Raw genomic sequence first — 523 nt, 5'->3', positions numbered from 1 at the left:
AGCAGCAGGGCGAGCCCAACGTCCGCATCCAGCAGCAGCAGGCCGCAGTGGGTCAGCAGCAGGCGGCTGTCGGCTCGGTCTACAGCGAGGAGCAGCAGCGCAATGTGTGGGAGCGCCTGCGGGCCGGCGACGTGGAAACCACCGGTGCGATCGACACGAATGCACCGCTGCAGCCGATTGCCGTCTCCAGCCTTGAGGACATGGATGTCTACAACGCCCGCGGCGACGAGTTGGGCGAGGTCGACCGGGTGATCGTCACGCCTGAGGGCCGCCAGTTCCTGGTGGTCGGGGCCGGCGGCTTCCTTGGCCTCGGCCGTGACCGGGTGGCCTTCCCGCTCGAGCGCTTCTGGATGCGCGGCGACCGCCTCGTCATCCGTGGCGTGACCGAGGAGGACATCGAGGCGATGGACGACTATCGCACTACGGTCGACAACTTCGATCGCCTCGGCCGCACCGAGCAGGCTGAACTGCGCGTCTGGCAGTGAGGCCGCTCAGTAGCAGTGACAGGAGGAGGCGCCGGCCC

General features: G+C 68.5%; 1 protein-coding gene. It reads left to right on the top strand.

All coding sequences use genetic code 11. The features are described from left to right. The coding region (locus LG661_RS06490; RefSeq protein ID WP_230531061.1) for a PRC-barrel domain-containing protein at window positions 1–485 on the top strand (485 nt) is incomplete at its 5' end. Between the last annotated feature and the right edge of the window lie 38 nt (window positions 486–523).

Source organism: Microvirga roseola (assembly GCF_020866965.1).
In the GTDB taxonomy this organism is placed as follows: domain Bacteria; phylum Pseudomonadota; class Alphaproteobacteria; order Rhizobiales; family Beijerinckiaceae; genus Microvirga; species Microvirga roseola.
The sequence above is the reverse complement of the archived record's forward strand: the minus strand, read 5'-3'. Positions and strand labels throughout refer to the sequence as shown.